Annotated in this window: 20 protein-coding genes and 1 tRNA gene; 12 read left to right on the top strand and 9 right to left on the bottom strand. The window is 51.8% G+C overall.

The genetic code is table 11. The annotated features are described in order from the left end of the window. Positions 1-63: 63 nt before the first annotated feature. Positions 64-1,704: a tetratricopeptide repeat protein gene (locus MWU63_RS11290; RefSeq protein ID WP_213889742.1), complete on the top strand. Its 1,641-nt coding sequence runs from the start codon at positions 64-66 to the stop codon at positions 1,702-1,704. Between the two features lie 228 nt (positions 1,705-1,932). Beyond that, positions 1,933-2,008: transfer RNA gene (locus MWU63_RS11285), tRNA-Thr, on the top strand. A gap of 56 nt (positions 2,009-2,064) precedes the next feature. Here the strand turns inward: MWU63_RS11285 and MWU63_RS11280 are convergent. From MWU63_RS11280 to MWU63_RS11265, 4 genes are all read right to left on the bottom strand, one after another. Beyond that, positions 2,065-2,814: a hypothetical protein gene (locus MWU63_RS11280; protein WP_213889740.1), complete on the bottom strand. Its 750-nt coding sequence runs from the start codon at positions 2,812-2,814 to the stop codon at positions 2,065-2,067. Between the two features lie 364 nt (positions 2,815-3,178). After that, a complete protein-coding gene (locus tag MWU63_RS11275) occupies positions 3,179-4,657 on the bottom strand; it encodes a heme biosynthesis HemY N-terminal domain-containing protein (protein WP_213889738.1) in 1,479 nt (492 codons plus the stop codon). 10 nt (positions 4,658-4,667) lie between these two features. Further along, on the bottom strand, positions 4,668-5,954 hold the full coding sequence (locus MWU63_RS11270; RefSeq protein ID WP_247077917.1) for a hypothetical protein: 1,287 nt from the start codon (positions 5,952-5,954) through the stop codon (positions 4,668-4,670). Positions 5,955-6,044: 90 nt separating this feature from the next. Beyond that, complete coding sequence (locus tag MWU63_RS11265; RefSeq protein ID WP_247077915.1) at positions 6,045-6,755, bottom strand: uroporphyrinogen-III synthase; 711 nt, start codon at positions 6,753-6,755, stop codon at positions 6,045-6,047. A gap of 75 nt (positions 6,756-6,830) precedes the next feature. On the opposite strand from MWU63_RS11265, the gene tsaD reads away from it, so the two are divergent. The 5 genes from tsaD to MWU63_RS11240 are packed head-to-tail and all read left to right on the top strand — an operon-like array spanning position 6,831 to position 10,020. Beyond that, positions 6,831-7,928: a tRNA (adenosine(37)-N6)-threonylcarbamoyltransferase complex transferase subunit TsaD gene (gene tsaD, locus MWU63_RS11260; protein WP_213889733.1), complete on the top strand. Its 1,098-nt coding sequence runs from the start codon at positions 6,831-6,833 to the stop codon at positions 7,926-7,928. After that, positions 7,925-8,890: an NAD(P)H-dependent glycerol-3-phosphate dehydrogenase gene (locus MWU63_RS11255; RefSeq protein WP_247077913.1), complete on the top strand. Its 966-nt coding sequence runs from the start codon at positions 7,925-7,927 to the stop codon at positions 8,888-8,890. The genes tsaD and MWU63_RS11255 overlap by 4 nt, the downstream gene beginning before the upstream one ends. Positions 8,891-8,893: 3 nt before the next feature. Continuing rightward, on the top strand, positions 8,894-9,166 hold the full coding sequence (locus tag MWU63_RS11250) for a YciI family protein (protein ID WP_213889729.1): 273 nt from the start codon (positions 8,894-8,896) through the stop codon (positions 9,164-9,166). Then, positions 9,166-9,585 carry an EVE domain-containing protein gene (locus MWU63_RS11245; RefSeq protein WP_213889727.1) on the top strand — a complete coding sequence of 140 codons (420 nt, stop codon included), beginning with the start codon at positions 9,166-9,168 and terminating at the stop codon, positions 9,583-9,585. Before MWU63_RS11250 ends, MWU63_RS11245 begins: the two co-directional genes overlap by 1 nt. A 51-nt stretch (positions 9,586-9,636) precedes the next feature. Next, positions 9,637-10,020 (top strand): DUF1761 domain-containing protein, encoded by a 384-nt coding sequence (locus MWU63_RS11240; RefSeq protein WP_213889725.1) that lies wholly within the window; start codon positions 9,637-9,639, stop codon positions 10,018-10,020. 240 nt (positions 10,021-10,260) lie between these two features. On the opposite strand, the gene MWU63_RS11235 is transcribed toward MWU63_RS11240, so the two are convergent. After that, entirely contained in the window at positions 10,261-10,602 is a 342-nt protein-coding gene (locus MWU63_RS11235) for a DUF2853 family protein (RefSeq protein WP_213889723.1), read from the bottom strand. A gap of 189 nt (positions 10,603-10,791) precedes the next feature. Between MWU63_RS11235 and lysM the strand changes: the two genes are divergently transcribed. Beyond that, complete coding sequence (lysM, locus tag MWU63_RS11230) at positions 10,792-11,226, top strand: peptidoglycan-binding protein LysM (RefSeq protein WP_247077911.1); 435 nt, start codon at positions 10,792-10,794, stop codon at positions 11,224-11,226. A gap of 59 nt (positions 11,227-11,285) precedes the next feature. Here lysM and ahcY read toward each other — a convergent pair whose 3' ends face one another. Both ahcY and MWU63_RS11220 read right to left on the bottom strand, forming a co-directional pair. Further along, the gene (ahcY, locus tag MWU63_RS11225; RefSeq protein WP_213889719.1) at positions 11,286-12,680 is read right to left on the bottom strand and encodes an adenosylhomocysteinase; all 1,395 of its coding nucleotides are present in this window, start codon (positions 12,678-12,680) and stop codon (positions 11,286-11,288) included. 104 nt (positions 12,681-12,784) lie between these two features. Further along, positions 12,785-13,099 carry a hypothetical protein gene (locus MWU63_RS11220; protein WP_213889712.1) on the bottom strand — a complete coding sequence of 105 codons (315 nt, stop codon included), beginning with the start codon at positions 13,097-13,099 and terminating at the stop codon, positions 12,785-12,787. 204 nt (positions 13,100-13,303) lie between these two features. Between MWU63_RS11220 and MWU63_RS11215 the strand changes: the two genes are divergently transcribed. The 3 genes from MWU63_RS11215 to MWU63_RS11205 all read left to right on the top strand — a co-directional run bounded on the left by MWU63_RS11215 (position 13,304) and on the right by MWU63_RS11205 (position 15,567). Next, positions 13,304-13,900, top strand: a complete 597-nt coding sequence (locus MWU63_RS11215) for an HD family hydrolase (protein WP_213889710.1) — start codon at positions 13,304-13,306, stop codon at positions 13,898-13,900. A gap of 48 nt (positions 13,901-13,948) precedes the next feature. Continuing rightward, a complete protein-coding gene (locus MWU63_RS11210) occupies positions 13,949-14,392 on the top strand; it encodes a GNAT family N-acetyltransferase (protein ID WP_213889708.1) in 444 nt (147 codons plus the stop codon). 305 nt (positions 14,393-14,697) lie between these two features. Then, on the top strand, positions 14,698-15,567 hold the full coding sequence (locus tag MWU63_RS11205) for a LysR family transcriptional regulator (RefSeq protein WP_213889707.1): 870 nt from the start codon (positions 14,698-14,700) through the stop codon (positions 15,565-15,567). A 2-nt stretch (positions 15,568-15,569) separates the two neighbouring features. Here MWU63_RS11205 and MWU63_RS11200 read toward each other — a convergent pair whose 3' ends face one another. Further along, a complete protein-coding gene (locus tag MWU63_RS11200) occupies positions 15,570-16,124 on the bottom strand; it encodes an ActR/PrrA/RegA family redox response regulator transcription factor (protein WP_213889706.1) in 555 nt (184 codons plus the stop codon). Between the two features lie 62 nt (positions 16,125-16,186). Further along, positions 16,187-16,807, bottom strand: coding sequence for an SCO family protein (locus MWU63_RS11195; protein ID WP_213889704.1), 621 nt, complete (start codon positions 16,805-16,807; stop codon positions 16,187-16,189). Positions 16,808-16,906: 99 nt separating this feature from the next. Here MWU63_RS11195 and MWU63_RS11190 point away from each other — a divergent pair, with 99 nt between their 5' ends. After that, on the top strand, positions 16,907-18,301 hold the full coding sequence (locus tag MWU63_RS11190) for a sensor histidine kinase RegB (RefSeq protein ID WP_213889702.1): 1,395 nt from the start codon (positions 16,907-16,909) through the stop codon (positions 18,299-18,301). The last annotated feature ends 78 nt before the right edge of the window (positions 18,302-18,379 follow it).

Genomic DNA, 18,379 nt, shown 5'->3' with positions numbered 1-18,379 from the left:
TTTTGTGAAAGCCCCCCTTGGTGCTACTGTTGGTGGATTACGTCGGACTGGGGGGGCACCGAAATGGACTACTACGATCTTGGATCTTATTCTCTTAAGGTAACAACCTTATCAGAAGATGCGCAGCTATGGTTTAACCGTGGGCTGATCTGGGTTTACGGATACCACCATGAAGAAGCGATCGTTTGCTTTGAAAAGGCAATAGAGGCCGACCCCGATTGTGCGATGGCCTATTGGGGTATCGGGTACGCGATTGGCCCAAATTATAACAAGCCCTGGGAAACATTCGAGGAAGAAGAAAAACCAGCTGCGCTGGCGACAGCTCACGATTCCCTCTCAAAAGCCACAGCCCTTAAAAATACAGTGTCCCCATTCGAGCGTGCTTTGATAGAAGCGCTTTCAACGCGTTACCCAAAAAGCCCCGACATTGTGGATTTTTGCCCCTGGAACAATTCCTACGCAGATGCGATGCGCAAGGTTCATGCTGCTCACCCGCACCAGTTGGATGTCTGCGCCCTGTTTGCCGAGGCGATCATGAACCGAACACCGTGGCAGTTGTGGGATTTGCCGAAAGGCCTGCCAGCAGAGGGTGCAGACACGCTCGAGGCGATCAAGGTTCTTGAAGATACCTTCAATTCCATTGATGGCGCATGGGACCACCCCGGCCTTCTGCACATGTATATTCATCTGATGGAAATGTCGCCGCATCCAGAGCGGGCATTGCGCCACGGCGACAGGCTCAGCACCCTCGTTCCGGATGCCGGGCATCTATTACACATGGCAACGCATATCGATGTGCTTTGCGGAGACTACGAAAATGTCGTTTCTCGAAACTCGACCGCGATTATTGCGGATCGCAAATACCTTGCACGGTCCGGCCCCGACAATTTTTACTCGGTCTACCGCTGTCACAACTATCACTTCAAAATCTACGGGGCGATGTTTCTTGGACAGCCAACACCTGCCTTAGAGGCCGCAGAAGAGCTGATCAAGAATTTGCCGGAATCGATCTTGCGGCCAATGGCCGACTGGTTCGAGGGGTTCATTCCAATGAAACAGCATGTGCTGATCCGTTTTGGTCGGTGGCATGATATTCTTGCCCAGAATCTGCCCGAGGATAAGGAGCTCTACAGTTTTACAACGGCGATGATGCATTACGCACGCACGGTTGCGTTTGCCAATACAAGTAACATCGCTGGTGCAGAAGCAGAGCGAAACCTCTTTGATGCTGCGCGGGCGCGCGTGCAGGAAAGCCGAACACTTTTCAACAACACCTGCGAAGACATTATGGGAGTTGCTGAACAGATGATGTTGGGCGAACTGGAATATCACAAAGGCAATCACGAAGCAGCCTTTGCTCACCTGCGCCGCTCTGTCGAAATTGACGACAGCATGCCCTATGACGAACCTTGGGCCTGGATGCAGCCAACGCGTCATGCGCTGGGCGCGCTCCTGCTGGAACAGGGACAATATGAGGAAGCAGAGGCCGTCTACCGCGCCGATCTGGGTTTGGACGATACGCTGAGCCGCGCCTGCCGACACCCCACAAACGTCTGGAGCCTGCATGGCCTTCACGAATGTCTGACCCGGAGGGGCGCAAATGCAGAAGCGCTGCACATCAAACTGCAACTCGACAAAGCCGCTGCGCGCGCTGAGGTTCCTATCAAGGCATCCTGTTACTGCCGTCAAAAGGCAGTAGCGTAAACTTGGGCAGACGCGCGCTCACAATCTCGTTGTTGCTCAGAGCTTTCCAGAAGCAATTTTAAACAATTAACGTCAACCATTCAGATCGAAAAGGGCGTTCGGTATAGGGGTCGAGGCTTCTGAAACTTTACGTGTCCGAAACAAGTTTAGCATGTCTCATGGCACCCCCTGCATAAAAGCTGATACTCTTGCGCAAGAGAATAAGGCCTGTTAAATCGGCGCGACATAGCCCCAATAGCTCAGTCGGTAGAGCAACTGTTTCGTAAATAGTAGGTCGGCGGTTCAAATCCGTCTTGGGGCACCATTAAACAATAAAAAAGTAACTGATTCAGACCCTCAGACAGCCTATATTAAGCTGGGTTAGCTCGCTATTTTCATAGCCCGCTTTGGTGTTTCGTTAAGTTGGGTGACAGCGTCATAAAGCAACCACTCAACAAGCTCTTCCTTAAAAAGAATTTTCTGCGTGAATTTTTCCGTTTCAAGAATGAACTCAAAAGAAGGCCATGCGCTCCTGAAATCGGGAACTGACAGGTTTGTCTTTGGGTCAAACTTCGCGAAGAATGTCATGACGGACCCGGGTTTAATTGTCGCCGAGTCCCAGCCTAGCTGACCATTCAACGATGCATCAACTTCCTGACCACTTTCACGAGATTTAAAGTAGCACCTCTTAACTTTTATGGGTCTTAACGTCTGGCTCACCGCACTCAGGCCAAGCCCCTCAACTTCCATTGCTCCTTTGGTAACAAAATCGTTTCGGCTTTTGGCAAGGCCACCTTCGATTTCGGTCCAGCTCCGGTAAATTGATTTAATGACCAAGCCTCTGTCAAGAAATTTGACGCGAGAGAGGACAGTATTGCTCCACGGCGAAAAATAGGATTGCAAGGCGCGATACCTCGGATGATACCTTTTTCGAATTCGATACTCCTTCCACAACAGAAAACCAGCAAAGAGCAATACCGCTATGGCAACAATGTTGCTGAGGCCCAATTCGGTCATGATACGGCCCCAAGAATTGAGATCATTTGGCGCGCCCTCAAAACCGAAAAACCCGAAGATTTTCGGGGTCAGGTAAACAGCTATAGCAAGTGCGAGCAGCATTACTTTTGTCATTTCACGGCACCTAACCAAAAGGCGTACTCAGGGATAAAGAACGATTCAATCACCGATAAGTCATTATTATTGAAACGATATTTCAACACCTGCGCTCCTTTGTTCAAAGCAGAAAGGTTGCAATTTCGCCCAAGCTGCATCCACTTCAAATATCGAATATCGCCCGCACCCGTAAAAGACGTGAAAGGATATTGGTGTATGAATTGGTTAATTCTAAGACATCATAGAGATTAATTGTGACATCTGTGTCTATTGCGCGAACAGTTTGTTTGCTCGTGACGCATTGTTTAGGTGATTAAGCGTATTCCGTGCGAGCGGTCTGTTCATGTAGATCATCTTGAGGCACCTGAGCCGTTCACAAAAGCTACACCTTTTCCTCTTCCTCAGCTATCAGAACGGCGTCTTCCGGGGCATCCTCTGCAACCAGTTCTGCGTCTTCTGCGGCCTCATCTTCAGACTTATCCTCGATTGTTCCCACAATCAGCGGCAACATTTCGGTCGACGCGGGCATCGCGATTTCGCCTGATGCCGGAACCTTCCAGCTCAGCGTATCAAAGCTTCCGCAGTTTTCACAAACCGGACCCCAGACAGGGTGAATTGTCTGGCAGTTTTCGCAAACCCATTGTGGGCCGCGCGACACCGTCAACGCGCGCGTCAACAAGCCCCGGACAAGCGCGTCATCTGCGCCTTCGCCCCGTTCGATCGCAGCCATAATTGTCATTGATCTTGCGGTTGGCTCGGTATTATAGAGATCGCCCAGCGCTTTGCGGGCCCCTGGAAAATCTTCCGCTGCAATCATGAGCTCTGCCTGCAGCATCTTGGTTTCGCTATGATCGGGGTGCGTTTTCACCAGTACAGCAAAACGTTTGATGCGTTCCTCCGCTGTTTCATCTGGTGCTATTTCAGCAAAAGCGGCCGCCAAATCCGGATGCGGGGTGACACCCCAGGCTTTCTTGATAACCCGCGTCGCGTATCGCGGTTTATCTTGCTCAATGTATGACCGCGCAGCCATCACAGCCGCCGGTACTAGATCTGGCGACATACGGTTTGCTTCAATCGCGGCTTCCCGGGCTTCGATGGTATTACCTTCCATCAAAATGTCCCGCGCTTCGGACAGGGCAAGCACAGCGTCGCGCCGCTTGTGAACATCGCGGGGCAGTGCACCGTGGCGCAGTTTGGCACCCAGTGTTTTCCGTGCGCCAGACCAATCTTGGTGTTCGGCCTGTAGCTGAAGCAATGTATCCTGCATCTCTTCATGCTTGGGCTTCAGCGCGAAAGCCTTTTCAGCAAGCTTAAGAGCGGTATCGGTATCCCCTTCAGCCAGCTTTTGTTTCAGTATGCCGCGTACACCAACAAAACGTGTACGGTCATCTGCGAGCAAACGCTTGTAAACTTCTTCAGCCTTTTTGTTGTCTCCGGACATCTCGGCGGCTTGCGCACTGATAAGGTTGGTAAGTTCAGGACGGGCAAGATAACGCTCTGCCTTAGCTGCCTTGGACATCGCCTGCCGCCCCTCACCTGACGCCAGCGCAAGCAACCCATCTGCCAGCGCTTCATAGCCTTTGCGCTCGCGATTGCGGTCAAAATATCGCGACATCGCGGTTTCATCGCCATTCAGAAACCTCAGAATAGCGACCAGCAATCCGGTCAGCTTGATCAGCAGCCAGACAAGCAACAGCAACAAAACAGCGGCAATTACCATCTGCAACGGGCCCAGCGTAAATTCCATATCAGCAATCGACAGGCGAAGCCCGCCACCCGTTTCCATCAACGCCCCAAAGCCAAGTGTCAGCGCCGCAACGACAGCAACGAAAATCAGAATTTTTATCAAAGACCAAAGCATCAATTTGTTCCTAGTTGCTGCCGATAGATTCGGTGAGCTTTTCAACTGCGGCCAGCGCCGATTGCCGCGCCATGGCGTTCGCTACCCAATTTGCCAGCGCGTCTTGTCCAACATTTGGAAGCGCCGCAATTTCACTGAGCGACGTTTCGATGTCGCCATCACGCAACGCAGCCTCTGCGCGTGACAGAATGGCGTCGGCGTCATCACCCTCTCTTGGCTCAAGCGAACGTGCGCCAAGCTGGGTGCGCAAAAATGCGGTCAGCCGCGACGTTGTTCCGTCTTCCACACCCAACTGTATCGAAGCTTGAAGCGCTGCCCGCGCCGCATCTGGAAACTGTTCCTGCAAGCCCATCTGGGTTGGTGCCCCGGCCGTGGCGACCGCGCCTAGTTCTGCCGGAATTTCAATATTCCCAACCGATTTCAGATCATTCAGTGCCTCGGCGAAGGGGCCGCCGCTATCAAGCGCTGCCTCAATCCGCGAAACAGCAGCCTGAACAGCGGCCTCTTTAGCAAGGCGCTCTGCGCTTTCGACCTGAGCGGCGGCTGTGCTGGCAATAGTTTGAATCTCTGCGCTCTGCGCTTCGAACATCTCTCGCAGAGCCTGCAATTCCCGTTCATACGCCGCCACCGCCGCGCTGCTTGCCGTTGATCCGCTCACCGGGAGCTTTTCAACCTCGGTTAACCGGACGTCTATTTCAGCCAGTTTCGAAGTAAGATCATCAAGTCCTTGTGTCGTCGCAGCTTGTTCAGCTTCAACCGTGGCCTGCAAATTCGAAATTTGTGACATGATCGCTGAGTCGTCTAAAGCTGCTGCTACCGCGTTTTCTATTTCAGAAAACCGCGCTGTCTGTGCATCAAGTGCTGCTTCAATATCAGCAGACGGGTTTTGTCCCAAAGGTAGATCGACGAATTGGGCTACACCAAATCCTATCGCCGCCGTTGCAGCGCCTCCAAGAAGCATCGGAACAAAACCGCCGCGTTTTTCAGGCACCGCTTCTTTGGGTGTCTCTTCGGGTGCGGGTTGTTCTTCCGGGGTCGGCTGCTCCTGTTCGGGTTCAGCTTCGGGCAGAGATTCGGCGCTGGTTGGCTGATCCGCCTCGACCGCCGCTTCCTCCTCTATGGGTTTAGCGTCGTCAGATTTATCAGCGTCTTCCGTCGATTCATCTTTTCGATCTTCGGATTTTTGTTCTTGAACCTCAGGCTCTACAAGATCAACAGTTTCTATTTTGTCATCCTGCGGTTTATCCGCCTCTGCCTTTTTCTTTGCCGTGGTTCTTGGTTTTCTGGAACTGGCCAACGGACCCTACCCTTTTTCTACAATCACAAATACGGCACCCCGCACGATACCCTGAGACTAGCTTGGTCATCCGGCTCTCTCAAGCGACCTTCATGCGTCTATAAGTCCTGCTATCGCATCAATCATACCTGGCCCCCCTGGATGCGCAGAAACAACGGTTTTCGCCTGAACAGAGCCAGATATTTCAGCTTTTACGGCCTCGCTCAGGGCTACAATTCGCAGCGGTGCAGTAACAGTTTTTACCTGTTTAAGAAATAGCTTCGCACCTTGCGGGGAAAAAAGGGGAAGAATCACCAGGCTTTCACCCAACAAACATTCGTTCGCTTCGTCCGTAAGTTCTGCTGGAACTTGCCGATACAAAATTGCCTCTGTTGTTTGTAGGCCCGCTTTTGTCAGTGTCTGGGCAATATCTCCGCGGGTCTGTCTGCCTCTTAAGTGGAGCAATGGGCCAGCAGGTTTCAGTTCCCTGATCATTCTGATCAGATCTTCTGCGGTTCCGTTCGCGGATATTGATTCATAACCCGCATCACCCGCAACCTTTGCAGTTCTGTCACCGACGCAGAAGGCTGGCCCTTGCAAATGCGGCCAAAGGTTTTTAGCGGCCAGCACCGCGTTTTCGGACGTGAAGATAAAGCCCTCAAATCTTTCGGGCTGGATGTCCGGCGTTTCAGATTTGATCTGAACAACCGGCGAGACAATAATTTTGACTGTATCGCCAAACTCTGACTGGCAAATCGATGCAAAGCGTTCTGCCTGCATTTGGGGCCGCGTCAGCAAAAGTGTTGGTGTGAATTGGGCCAAGTGCCACCTGCCGGGATTGTCTGCGCCTCTCTCTGGTGTTACCTGCCAAAGGAACCCTTCGCAACCGGCGCAGCAATGAACACAACGTTAACTTTCCTTGGGCTAGAGAGCAGCTGCGACGATACAGCCGCTGCCGTTGTGCGTCATACGCCCGGTTCTTGTCCTGAAATACTTTCTTCGGTTGTCATGGGACAGTCTGAGTTACACGCCGATTTCGGCGGTGTCGTTCCAGAGATTGCGGCACGTGCACATGCTGAAAGGCTCGACCTTTGTGTAGAGCAGGCTTTGAAGAAAGCGGCTCTAACATTACGGGAAATTGATGGAATTGCGGTAACAGCGGGCCCCGGCCTGATTGGTGGGGTTCTCTCTGCTGTAATGTGCGCTAAGGGGCTTAGCATAGGGACAGGCCTGCCAATGGTCGGCATCAATCACCTTGCGGGCCATGCCCTCACGCCCACATTAACCGATGACTTGGAGTTCCCCTACCTGATGCTTTTGGTGTCGGGTGGGCATTGCCAATTTTTAATTGTGCGTGGTGTCGACGACTTTAGCCGGCTTGGCGGAACAATTGATGACGCCCCTGGCGAGGCGTTTGACAAAACCGCTAAACTGCTTGGCTTGGGCCAGCCCGGCGGGCCAGCCGTCGAGGCTTGCGCCATGTCCGGAGATGCGGCGCAAATCCCCCTGCCCCGCCCCCTGCTTGACCGGCCAGATTGCGATATGTCGTTTTCCGGGCTGAAGACTGCGCTGCTTCGCGCCCGGGATCTGCTTGTTGCGAAACATGGCGGCCTGAGAGAGGTTGACCGCGCCAATTTATGTGCTGCCTTTCAACAGGCCGTAACGGATGTTCTGGCAGAAAAATCGCGCCGCGCATTGAAACTCTACTTGTCTGAAAACCCAACCCACCCTGCTTTCGCGGTTGCCGGAGGTGTTGCAGCAAACAAACGAGTTCGCGCTTTATTAGAGACTGTTTCTGCCGAGTTCGACGTACGGTTCACCGCGCCGCCGCTCGCGCTTTGTACTGACAATGCAGCCATGATCGCCTGGGCCGGACTTCAAAGATATCGATCTGGGGCACGCGACGATATGACATTGTCTGCGCGGCCTCGCTGGCCGCTGGATAAAACAAGTCCAAGCATGCTGGGCTCTGGAAAGAAAGGGGCGAAGGCATGAGTGTATCGGTACTTGGTGCGGGCGCTTTCGGAACTGCGCTGGCAATTTCGATTTCGCGCAATGGGAAGCCCGTCACCCTTTGGGCCAGAGACTCAGGCGCGGCCGCATCTATGCAAGACATGCGTGAAAATGCGCGTCGGCTTCCAGGTGTACGGCTGCCAGAGAACCTGCTGGTTATCTCAGACATCCAGATCGCCGCAAATTCCGATACGCTGCTTCTTTGCGTCCCGATGCAGCAACTCTCTGGGTTTTTGGTTTGTCACAAAGACATCCTTGCAAATAAATCACTGGTCGCATGCTGTAAGGGTGTAGATCTTGACAGCCTCTCGGGCGCGACCTCGCTTATTCGACACCACGTTCCTTCTGCGACCGCCGCCATTCTGACCGGGCCAAGCTTTGCGGCTGACATCGCGCGAGGCCTGCCAACGGCCCTGACCCTCGCCTGCAACGACGAAACAGCTGGAAAAGATCTTCAACATGAGATCTCAACAGCAAACTTGCGTCTTTACCGAACCAACGACACGATTGGGGCAGAGCTTGGGGGCGCTCTGAAAAATGTTGTCGCTATAGCCTGCGGGATCGCGATTGGTGCCAATCTTGGAGAAAGTGCGCGCGCAGCCATCATGACGCGGGGGTACGCAGAAATGTTGCGCTTGGCCGCGACACTGGGCGCAAGGTCAGAAACACTGTTGGGGCTTTCAGGCCTTGGTGACCTTGCCCTCACTTGCACATCTGCCCAGTCGCGAAACTATGCCTTTGGTTTGTCACTTGGTCGCGGAGAGGCCTTCGACCAAAATGTAACGGTAGAGGGGGTTGCAACAGCAAAAGCAGTCTCTAATCTCGCAAAAAAGCACAAAGTTGAGATGCCCATTGCTGATGTAATCGCAGCAGTGCTTGATCAAAAGTTAACTGTGGAAGAGGCGGTAAAAACGTTATTGTCCCGCCCGTTGAAAGAGGAATGACCAATGCGTGTAGCGCTTATCGTCAAAGACAAACCCGGATCCCTGCAAATCCGGATGGACAACCGTCCTGCCCACCTTGCCTATCTTGAAGAAACCGGTGTTGTAGAACAGGCAGGCCCGTTTCTGGATGCGAATGGTCAGATGTGTGGCTCGCTGATTGTTCTGTCCGTCGACAGCATTGCAAATGCAGCAAAGTGGGCCGAAAATGACCCCTATGCAAAGGCAGGACTTTTTGAGAGCGTAGACCTGCAGGAATGGAAAAGGGTGATTGGCTGATGGCCTACTGGCTGTTTAAATCCGAAGTATCAACCTGGAGTTGGGACCAGCAGGTTGCCAAAGGTGACGCTGGCGAACAATGGGATGGTGTGCGCAACTATCAGGCACGCAACAATATGCGTCGGATGAAAATTGGCGACCTCGGGTTTTTCTATCATTCACAAAAGGAAAAAGAGATTGTCGGAATCGTTGAGGTTTGCGCAGAGTCGCACCCCGATACGACAACCGATGATCTTCGCTGGGATTGCGTGGATATAAAAGCGGTCAAACCGCTTAAGCTGCCAGTCACACTTCAAATGTGTAAGGAAGAGCCGCGCCTTGAAAACATGGTCCTAGTCAACAATACCCGTTTGTCGGTGCAGCCTGTAACGGAAAAAGAATGGAAAACTGTCTGCGGAATGGGTGGCTTAAAAAGCTAGCATTTTCCTGTATTTCAGTCACTATTCCACCATAAATCATAGGAGGACGACATGGGTTTTCTGTCTGTTGTAATAGCTGCAATTGCGTCTTATGCGTTTGGGGCTGTCTGGTATATGGCGCTTGCGAAGCCTTGGATGGCTGCTGCGGGACTTCGAGAGAGCGAGATCAACCGCAAAGATCCAAAACCCTATATCATTAGCTTTGTTTCGGCTCTGATCGTCGCGGGGATGATGCGTCACATCTTTTTCATTTCCGGAATAGACACAGTTGGAACGGGGTTAATGGGCGGTTTCGGACTGGGAATATTCATTGTCAGCCCGTGGATATTGACGAATTACGCCTTTAGCATGCGCCCACGCGCGCTTACACTTATTGATGGAGGCTACGCAACGTTCGGCTGTACAATTATGGGTCTTGTGTTGGTTTTAGTTTGAAATACGGAGGGCCCTGAAACACCAGAACCCTCCGCCACCCCACGTGCTCCCTCAGCACCACACGTGTTCTTCAAAAGGTCCCGGCTGTTCTGGCCATTGATCTGAAACTAGATGCGCTCGGCCATCAAGGCAACAAAATTACTGCAACAAAACTAGTAAAATTAAACTCACCAAAGCACGGTTGCTTATAACGAAAACGCCCGCCAAAAGGCGGGCGCTTGCGTTAATCCCCTCGGCCAATCAGCCGTAGACGGATTCTTTACCGAAATGTTTTGTAAGCATATAGTAGACAACCGCGCGGTACTTGTTGCGCTCTGATTTACCATAGGTTTCGATAACTGCGTTGATTGCGTCCATCAATTGAGGACCATCATTCAGACCGAGTTTCTTGATGAGAAAATTGTTTTTGACTGTATCGAGCTCATGCTCCTGAGATCCAGCTACTGTCGATGCATCCGCATCGTATATTGCCGGGCCGCAACCGATGGTGACTTTGGTTAGCAAATCCATATCAGGTGTAATGCCGCATTTGTTTTTCAAATCATCCGCGTATTGCGCAATAAGATCGTCTCTTTTTCCCATGGGAATCTCCAAACAATAATTTCGGGGCAACCCCCCGCCGCTAGCCCGTAACATCGAGCCGTCCAAATGCAGACTAGAACCATTCGTGAAGATAACAAAGGAAAAGATTGCCGGATAATTCCCCCTAGTTTGCGCAATACGACCGGCGCAAATTGCCGCCATACAACCCAACCAACTCTGGAGGACAAGATGGGACTATGGAACTTTGTGAAGAATGCAGGGAAATCTTTGATTGGCTCTGCCGAAGCGTCAGAAATACAGCCCGAAGAAGCGTTGAAGGCAGAGGTTGAAAAACTTGGCCTGGATACAAACGGGTTCGATATAACCGTTACTGATGGAAAGGTAAAAGTAAGTGGCGGAACGATGTCGACAGAAGAAAAAGAAAAGATTGTTCTGGCTGTTGGCAACGTCGAGGGCATCTCTTCGGTCGAGGCGGACCTAGAAGGGGAATCCGTTTTTCACACCGTTGAAAAAGGTGACACGCTTTGGGCGGTAGCGACGAAGACGCTTGGCGATGGTAATCGCTACAAAGAAATTTTCGAGGCGAATAAGCCGATGCTGAGCCATCCGGACAAAATTTATCCCGGTCAGGTTCTGCGGGTTCCCGGCGGAAAATCTGCTTAAGTTTCACAAAAAAACCCGCGCCAAACTGCGGCGCGGGTTTTTAGTTTTATGGGATCCCGTTAGTAGCGGTAATGCTCTGGCTTATAAGGGCCCTCAACATTCACGCCAATGTAATCAGCCTGTTCTTTTTTCAGCGTCGTCAGCTTCACGCCGATACGGTCCAGATGCAGACGCGCGACTTTTTCGTCCAAATGTTTTGGAAGAATATAAACTTCGTTGTTATATTCGTCGCCTTTGGTCCAAAGTTCGATCTGTGCAAGTACCTGATTTGTAAAACTTGCTGACATCACAAAAGACGGATGTCCCGTTGCATTGCCAAGGTTCAGCAAGCGGCCCTCTGACAATAGAATGATCCGGTTGCCCGAGGGCATTTCGATCATATCGACCTGTTCTTTGATGTTTGTCCACTTGTGGTTCTTAAGTGAAGCGATCTGAATTTCGTTGTCGAAATGGCCGATGTTGCCAACAATCGCCATATCTTTCATCGCGCGCATATGTTCGATACGAATGATGTCTTTGTTTCCGGTCGTCGTAATAAAAATGTCTGCGCTATCAATGACATCTTCCAATACAACCACTTCGAAACCATCCATCGCGGCCTGAAGCGCACAGATCGGGTCAACTTCGGTTACCTTAACGCGCGCGCCAGCCCCGCAAAGAGACGCGGCAGACCCTTTACCAACATCGCCATAGCCGCAGACAACAGCAACTTTGCCAGCCATCATTGTATCTGTCGCGCGACGAATACCGTCGACTAGGCTCTCTTTACAGCCATACTTATTGTCGAATTTCGATTTGGTGACAGAATCGTTTACGTTGATCGCCGGGAAAGGCAAATGGCCTTTTTCCATCATTTGATACAAACGGTGGACGCCTGTGGTGGTTTCTTCTGTCACGCCCTGGATCATGTGGCGTTGTTTGACGAACCAGCCGGGGCTGTCTTTTAGCCGCTTCTTAATCTGGGCAAAAAGGGCGACCTCTTCTTCAGACTCCGGTTTCTCGATAATGTCTGTCTCACCTTCTTCGACCCGTGCACCAAGAAGAATGTAAAGCGTCGCGTCACCACCATCGTCCAGAATCATGTTTGCACCACCCTCTTCGAACGTGAAGATACGGTCTGCGTAGTCCCAGTATTCTTCGAGTGTCTCACCCTTGATCGCAAAAACAGGAGTTCCACCTGCGGCGATAGCGGCGGCGGCGTGGTCTTGAGTTGAAAAGATGTTGCAGGACGCCCAGCGCACATCCGCGCCAAGGACAACAAGCGTTTCGATCAAAACAGCCGTTTGAATGGTCATATGCAATGACCCGGCAATACGTGCGCCTTTAAGTGGTTTGCTGTCGCCATACTCTGTCCGCAAAGCCATTAGGCCCGGCATTTCTGTTTCGGCGATATCCAGTTCTTTGCGGCCGTATTCGGCCAGCGAAATATCTTTTACGATGTAATCCTTTGGCATCCTGCCCACGCTCCTTGCGAATAACTTTCGCGCAGCAGATAGCATTCAGTCGTCGGACCGACAATAGGTTAGCCGAAACTACGTTAGGCGCACCAAAGCGTTGGTTAACTTGGTTGGCCTGCTGGTTCTGGCGTTGGCAGGTCATGAAACCAATCTGTGCCGGCTGCCACGATGCAGCTAACGCCATTTGGGCTGGTTAACATAACTGTAAATGTGCCTGTTTCTGGGGAGGCCCAGACTTCTAGGAGTGTCTGTGCCGATCGTGTCGCCTGAATACCCCCGGCTGTTAGTTGCTCGGAGAATTCTGATTTTAGCCGGTCGACGACCTGGTCGCGCATCGCGCAGGATGTTGCGTGCGCCGGGGGGGCCGTTGCTGCCATGCCGAACAAAAGCCCGGCTGTAAGAAGACGCTTGAACATAGCAAGCTCCTTTCGTTAGTGCTTCGGTTTTGAGGAGGGCACGCCGGGAGGATGACAGTGCCCCCCTCGACTAATAAGATCATGGTCCGTACGTCTGTGTTCAAAACACAAATCTTCACACAAACGGCGGCAGCACGTGATCTATTCGTCTACGCTGAATGAAAAATGCGGCGATAGAGTGGCTTAAAAAGAGGATGTAGCACAATGGCAACACCACCCAGAGCCTGGCAGAGAATGCTTTCAGGTCGCAGGCTAGATCTCCTCGACCCGACCCCAGTTGATATAGAGATCGAGGATATCGCACATGGGTTAGCTTTTGTTGCGCGCTGGAACGGGCAAACACAGGGTGATTTTGCCTATTCAGTTGCCGAACACTCCTTGTTGGTTGAACAGATTTACATGCGACTTTCCCCAAATGCCCCAGCAAAGTGGAAACTTGCAGCGCTTCTGCATGATGCGCCCGAGTACGTAATAGGAGACATGATTTCACCTGTGAAAGCTGCCGTGGGTCTTGGGTATAGTTCACTTGATGATCGGCTGACTGCAGCAATTCACCTGCGGTTTGGATTGCCCACCGCGACGCCTATCTCTGTTAAGCGTCAAATAAAAAAAGCTGACAAAATTTCTGCTTGGCTCGAGGCCACCCAGATCGCCGGGTTTACAAAGAAAGAGGCGGACAAGTTTTTTGGCAAACCGCCGCCCGATATGATTGATGGCTTAACGATCCGGCTACGGCCACCGCTTGAGGTTCGCAATGATTATACCGCGAGGCATCGGCTGCTTTTAGCGGAATTGGGCTGAAATAGTGACTTTTCTGTACGGCCCGCCTTTCGTTATGATGCTGTTGGTATGGCAGAAATCCTCAATCAGATCGTTCAGGTTGGCGGAACGACTGCCATGCAAAAACCGACGGCACCTTCGGTCTTGATTGAATGGATGGATGCCCATCAGGGCAGAAACGGCTGGCATGTAGCAGAAACTCCGGAAAAACAAATAGTGGGGTTTCAGTATTTTGAGCCGAATAAGAAGTTGCCTATCGAGGCGTGCGACATCGCGAGCTTTGTTCGGATCGGCGCGGTCAAAATGGGTATCGGCACAGGTTTGTTTGAGGCCACCAAAATCGCGGCGCGTAATGCTGGGTATCGCTGGATCAACGCAACGATCAGGGCTGATAAAAAAGGCGGTCTTGCTTATTATGCATCCCTGGGCTTTGAAATATGGCGCCTTGATTGCGACGTTCCGCTCAGCGACGGTACACTTGTTGACAGGATCAGCAAACGCTTCACGCTTTAGCAGGCGCAGCAGGGAGAGGCCGCGCCTGCTAATTTTTACCAGAGATCCCTAAGCGAGTTAAACTTCTTTCCCAGCCGCTTCTCGGTGCGATTACGTGTCGGAATAAAGCGATCTGCATGCGGCTTTGGATGCTCTGGCACTCTGCAACCACGTTTTACACATGTTGCGGTTAACAGACTGTCTGCTAGAATAGATAACATGTCATTCTCCAATTCGTCGTTTTCATACGTTAGAAATAAAAGCGTTCATCCTATTGTGCTAATCTTAAAAATTTCTATTTTGTAAGCTGAACTAACAGGTAGACTATGGATTGGCGAAATATCCCTTCACTCGCTGCGCTTCGCGCTTTTGAATCCGCAGCGAGGTTAAAGAATTTTAGCGCGGCAGCACGAGAGCTGAATGTGACCCATGCGGCGATTGCGCAGCACGTGCGCGGATTAGAGGCGAGGTTTTCTCAATCTTTGATCGAACGACACGGACGACTGATGGAGCCAACGGAAGCAGGGCGTCGGCTGGCTGACACGTTAAGTGATGGGTTTGGGACGATTGAGGCAGGCATTAAGGACCTGATTTCAGATGCAACAACGCGCCCTCTTACAATTTCCACAACGCCAAGTTTTGCTGAAAACTGGCTTATGCCGCGGCTTGGTGCATTTTGGGCTGATCGTCCGGGCCTTGAAATTTCGATCGTTCCAACGACGAAAGTGCTCGACCTGAAGCGCGGCCAAATCGATTTTGCGATCCGATACGGGGGCGGGAACTGGCCGGGGCATAAGGCAGAGCGGCTTACGCAATCCACTTATGTGATCGCCTGCAGCCCGAAGTTTGCGGAAAAAATCGAATTTGGCGGCCCATCCGATTTATCAAAACACGTCTGGCTGATTGAACAGGGACACCCTGAACAACGACTCTGGGCCGAGGCGCATGGTATAAACCTGAACCAGTCGCAGATCACAACCTTCGCAACCAATACCCTGGTCTTGTCAGCAACACGGCAAGGGTACGGACTGTCGATTCAGGCTTATGCGCTGGTTGAAAGTGATTTGAAAAACGGAACCCTGGTTAGCGTATTTCAGGAAGATTCGGGCGAACTTGGCTACTACATCGTGACGCGCGAAAACCATATGCACCCATCGCTTGCGCCATTTATCGACTGGTTGCGTTGTTGCAGCTAAGATTAGCGTGGGCTTCGTTTCGCCAAAATCCGTTGCAACGTGCGGCGATGCATATTCAGGCGCCGCGCCGTTTCGCTTACATTACGATTGCACAACTCATAAACACGCTGAATGTGTTCCCAGCGAACCCGGTCTGCAGACATTGGGTTTTCTGGTGGTGGTGGCAGGGCATCACCGTTCGCCAACAAGGCGGCCGTTATGTCATTCGCGTCAGCAGGCTTAGAAAGATAATCAGTCGCCCCGATCTTTACGGCTGCAACCGCTGTTGCGATAGCGCCGTATCCAGTCAATACAATAATCCGCGCACCGGGGCGGCGTTCGCGCAGCAATTCAACCACATCCAGGCCGTTGCCATCCTCAAGCCGCAGATCAACGACCGCGTATGCAGGGGGGCGGGCTGTCGCAATCGCCTTACCAGCCGCAACAGACCCGGCCAGTTCTGGCTCAAAGCCACGTTTTTCCATGGCTCGCGCCAGACGGCGCAGAAATGGCTCGTCGTCATCTACGAGAAGCAGAGACTTGTCATCTCCGATCTCAAGTAATTCTCGGTCTGTCATTAAAATACCTTGCGCGCGTTGTCCTAGCGTCCCTTGTATGCGGTTGCGTGCAGCGGGTCAATTTAGCTCGCCGTTTCTACAAAGCAGGTAACGCTTTCCGCCATCTCAGTTGCGGTCATATCACGTGTGTAATACTCAACAACCCCATACTCTGGTAGAGCGAGATAGCTAAACGTTGAGTGATTTACGAGATAGTATTCCTCGTCGCCCTCTTGTTTCTGATAGTAGGTTTTATAGGCCCGCGACGCTGCTTTGACCTGCTCCACAGTTCCGGTTAATCCGATCATCCGCTCATGCAGGTTGAATGCGAAATCCGCCATCACTTCTGGTGTGTCCCGCTCTGGGTCGATCGAAATCATGACAGGGGTCGCCATTATCCCTTGCTGTTCCAGAAGGTCGACAGCTTCTGCATTGCGCGCAGTATCCGCCGGGCAAATGTCGGGACAAAATGTATAACCAAAATAGACGATGGACGGGCCCGTAATGACTTCTTTGTCTGTTACGGTCTGACCTTGCTGATTGACCAGTGTAAATGGGCCACCAATACTACCTGTACCGCCAGCAATTTGCGATGCCCTGCAGGCCGCAAAAATATCGGCCGCGTTTCGGGCTGTTGCAAACCAAAGGCCCGCCAAAAGCGCGACAATCGCTGTGCCCGCGACAATTGCATAAGTTTTTGCCATTTTTACCCTCTTTACGGTTTTCGTCTGCTGCGCATTGATCACGTCTACGCGCATGACTAACAATTGCACAGATTGATGCAATCACAGTTTGGCGAGCGTATGACAAAAAAAGACACTGCCCTTTTTATCAGCGACGCCAGGAGCGACTGGGTTCGCTTGCGTACGCTTATGGTTTTGCGCTGGGTCGCGATCATTGGTCAGGTCACCGCAATAACCATAGCGTTGCGGTATTACCACCTGCAGCTTGAACTTGGTTTGGTCTTAATGGCCCTGAGCGCGTCTGTTATTGCAAACCTGATTTCAATTTTTGTTTATCCGGAAAATAAGAGGCTGACAGAAACGCAGGCCGTGTTGCTGCTTCTGTTCGATATTTCACAGCTTTCCGCGCTGGTTTTTTTGACCGGCGGGCTGAACAACCCCTTCGCTTTGTTAATCATGGTGCCCGTTACGATTTCGGCAACCGCGCTTCATTTGCGGTCTACGCTATTTCTGGGCTTTATCGCTTTGGGCATGACAACACTTTTGTCGACCTACTATATCCCGCTTCGTACTGAACAGGGGTTCATTCTAAGACTGCCAAATGTTTTCGTCTTTGGGTTTTGGGTGTCGATTGTCATTGGAACAGTTTTTCTGGGCATCTATGCCCGAAGGGTCAGTTCTGAAATCCACAACATGTCCGAGGCTCTTGCCGCAACCCAAACAGCGCTTCTGCGCGAACAAAAATTGACTGACCTTGGAGGGGTGATCGCGGCCACAGCGCACGAGTTGGGGACCCCCCTTGCTACAATAAAGCTGGTCAGCACCGAGATGATTGAAGATTTGTCTGAGTCCCCGGAGCTACGAGAAGATGCAGGGCTGATCCGCGATCAGGCCGACAGGTGCCGCGAGATTCTGCAATCAATGGGCCGTATTGGAAAAGATGATCTGCACATGCGAACAGCGCCCCTTTCAACATTCATAGAAGAGGCAGCAGAGCCACATATTAGCCGCGGCAAAACGGTGCATTTTGCATTTGACCGGGAAGGTGATGGTGGCATGCAGCCAATCGTCTACAGACAGCCAGAAATGATCCACGGTATTCGCAATCTTATTCAGAATGCCGTTGATTTTGCTGAAAAAAATGTATGGGTCGAGGCGCATTGGACCCAAGACCATATTCGCCTGCAAATCATCGATGATGGCGCTGGTTTTCCGCCGCATCTGCTTGGCCGGATCGGTGATCCTTTTGTGCGCAGGCGGCGAAGCGCCGCAGAACGTGCCCAAAGGCCGGAATATGAAGGGATGGGGCTTGGGTTGTTCATAGCCAAAACTCTTCTGGAACGCTCCGGCGCGGATCTAACGTTTGCCAACGGGTCTGATCCTTTTCTGGCTGATGAAGAACGGCCAGAAAAATGCGGCGCAATTGTAGAGGTGAAATGGCCAAGGTTCGGGCATACGCCCGAAGCAACGACGCCGAGGCGTGCGTTGGGTCAAAACCAACCGATCGACGTTTGAGCTGTTTTGCTTAGCGTTGGGAAAAGTTTGTCGCCGTTCCTACAAATAAATTCCTTTACGCGCCCAGGAACATGGCTG

The sequence above is a fragment of the Pseudohalocynthiibacter sp. F2068 genome, from assembly GCF_023015645.1.
In the GTDB taxonomy this organism is placed as follows: domain Bacteria; phylum Pseudomonadota; class Alphaproteobacteria; order Rhodobacterales; family Rhodobacteraceae; genus Pseudohalocynthiibacter; species Pseudohalocynthiibacter aestuariivivens.
The sequence above is the reverse complement of the archived record's forward strand: the minus strand, read 5'-3'. Positions and strand labels throughout refer to the sequence as shown.

Bases quoted from the DNA above. Each gene is read 5' to 3' on its own strand.
- MWU63_RS11205 (WP_213889707.1), top strand. From the start codon at position 14,698: ATGGATTGGCGAAATATCCCTTCACTCGCTGCGCTTCGCGCTTTTGAA.
- MWU63_RS11280 (WP_213889740.1), bottom strand. From the start codon at position 2,814: ATGACAAAAGTAATGCTGCTCGCACTTGCTATAGCTGTTTACCTGACC.
- MWU63_RS11250 (WP_213889729.1), top strand. From the start codon at position 8,894: ATGCGTGTAGCGCTTATCGTCAAAGACAAACCCGGATCCCTGCAAATC.
- MWU63_RS11275 (WP_213889738.1), bottom strand. From the start codon at position 4,657: ATGCTTTGGTCTTTGATAAAAATTCTGATTTTCGTTGCTGTCGTTGCG.
- MWU63_RS11215 (WP_213889710.1), top strand. From the start codon at position 13,304: ATGGCAACACCACCCAGAGCCTGGCAGAGAATGCTTTCAGGTCGCAGG.
- MWU63_RS11240 (WP_213889725.1), top strand. From the start codon at position 9,637: ATGGGTTTTCTGTCTGTTGTAATAGCTGCAATTGCGTCTTATGCGTTT.
- ahcY (WP_213889719.1), bottom strand. From the start codon at position 12,680: ATGCCAAAGGATTACATCGTAAAAGATATTTCGCTGGCCGAATACGGC.
- MWU63_RS11290 (WP_213889742.1), top strand. From the start codon at position 64: ATGGACTACTACGATCTTGGATCTTATTCTCTTAAGGTAACAACCTTA.
- MWU63_RS11255 (WP_247077913.1), top strand. From the start codon at position 7,925: ATGAGTGTATCGGTACTTGGTGCGGGCGCTTTCGGAACTGCGCTGGCA.
- MWU63_RS11210 (WP_213889708.1), top strand. From the start codon at position 13,949: ATGGCAGAAATCCTCAATCAGATCGTTCAGGTTGGCGGAACGACTGCC.
- MWU63_RS11220 (WP_213889712.1), bottom strand. From the start codon at position 13,099: ATGTTCAAGCGTCTTCTTACAGCCGGGCTTTTGTTCGGCATGGCAGCA.
- tsaD (WP_213889733.1), top strand. From the start codon at position 6,831: ATGAACACAACGTTAACTTTCCTTGGGCTAGAGAGCAGCTGCGACGAT.
- MWU63_RS11200 (WP_213889706.1), bottom strand. From the start codon at position 16,124: ATGACAGACCGAGAATTACTTGAGATCGGAGATGACAAGTCTCTGCTT.
- lysM (WP_247077911.1), top strand. From the start codon at position 10,792: ATGGGACTATGGAACTTTGTGAAGAATGCAGGGAAATCTTTGATTGGC.
- MWU63_RS11235 (WP_213889723.1), bottom strand. From the start codon at position 10,602: ATGGGAAAAAGAGACGATCTTATTGCGCAATACGCGGATGATTTGAAA.
- MWU63_RS11190 (WP_213889702.1), top strand. From the start codon at position 16,907: ATGACAAAAAAAGACACTGCCCTTTTTATCAGCGACGCCAGGAGCGAC.
- MWU63_RS11245 (WP_213889727.1), top strand. From the start codon at position 9,166: ATGGCCTACTGGCTGTTTAAATCCGAAGTATCAACCTGGAGTTGGGAC.
- MWU63_RS11195 (WP_213889704.1), bottom strand. From the start codon at position 16,807: ATGGCAAAAACTTATGCAATTGTCGCGGGCACAGCGATTGTCGCGCTT.